This is a genomic window from Streptomyces lydicus, from assembly GCF_000717345.1.
Taxonomy (GTDB): Bacteria; Actinomycetota; Actinomycetes; order Streptomycetales; family Streptomycetaceae; genus Streptomyces; species Streptomyces lydicus.
The window spans coordinates 1-738 of sequence record NZ_JNZA01000098.1; the positions used below are offsets into that span (position 1 = coordinate 1).

Here is a 738-nt window from a genome sequence, read left to right on the forward strand (position 1 = left end):
AGGGACCCGCACATGCCGTACTTCGAAGGCTCCGACAAAACAAGCCTGTTCTACACCGACTGGGGCCAGGGCAAGCCGGTGGTGTTCGTGGCCGGCGCCTGGCTCAGCAGCAGCGCATGGGAGTTCCAGATGCTGCCGCTGTCCGAACAGGGCCTGCGCTGCGTCGCCTTCGACAAGCGCGGCCACGGCCGCTCGGACTGGGTCGGGCACGGCTTCGACTACGACACCCTCGCCGATGACCTCGCCGCACTGCTCGACCACCTCGACCTGCGCGACGTCACCCTGGTCGCGCACTCGATGGGCGGCGGGGAAGTGATCCGCTACCTCTCCCGGCACGGCTACGACCGCATCAGCAAGGTGGTCCTGATCGCCGTCACCGCCCCGCTGATGCTCCAGACCCCCGACAACCCCGAAGGGATCGACCGAAGCCTCTTCGACACCCTGGGCGCCGAGCGGACCAAGGACCGCCCGCGGTGGATGGCCCAGAACGCCCAGGCGTTCTTCGCCACGCATCTGGGCAACCAGGTCTCCAGCGAACTCATCGCCTGGACGGTGCAAAGATGCCTCGACTGCTCGGCCAAGGCAGCCGTCGAGGTCGTCGAGACCGGCTTCTCCACCGACCTGCGCAAAGAAGCAGGCGCCCTCCAGGTGCCGACACTGATCCTCCACGGCGACGCCGACGCCTCCGCCCCCCTCCACCTCACCGGACGCCGCCTGGCACAACTCGTACCCGACAAC

The 738-nt window shown here is 68.0% G+C and carries 1 protein-coding gene; it reads left to right on the forward strand.

Features of this window, described 5'->3' with window-relative positions:
* Window positions 1-12: 12 nt before the first annotated feature.
* Window positions 13-738, forward strand: a 726-nt coding sequence (locus OO62_RS36150) for an alpha/beta fold hydrolase (protein WP_033271970.1), incomplete at its 3' end; no start/stop codon positions are given.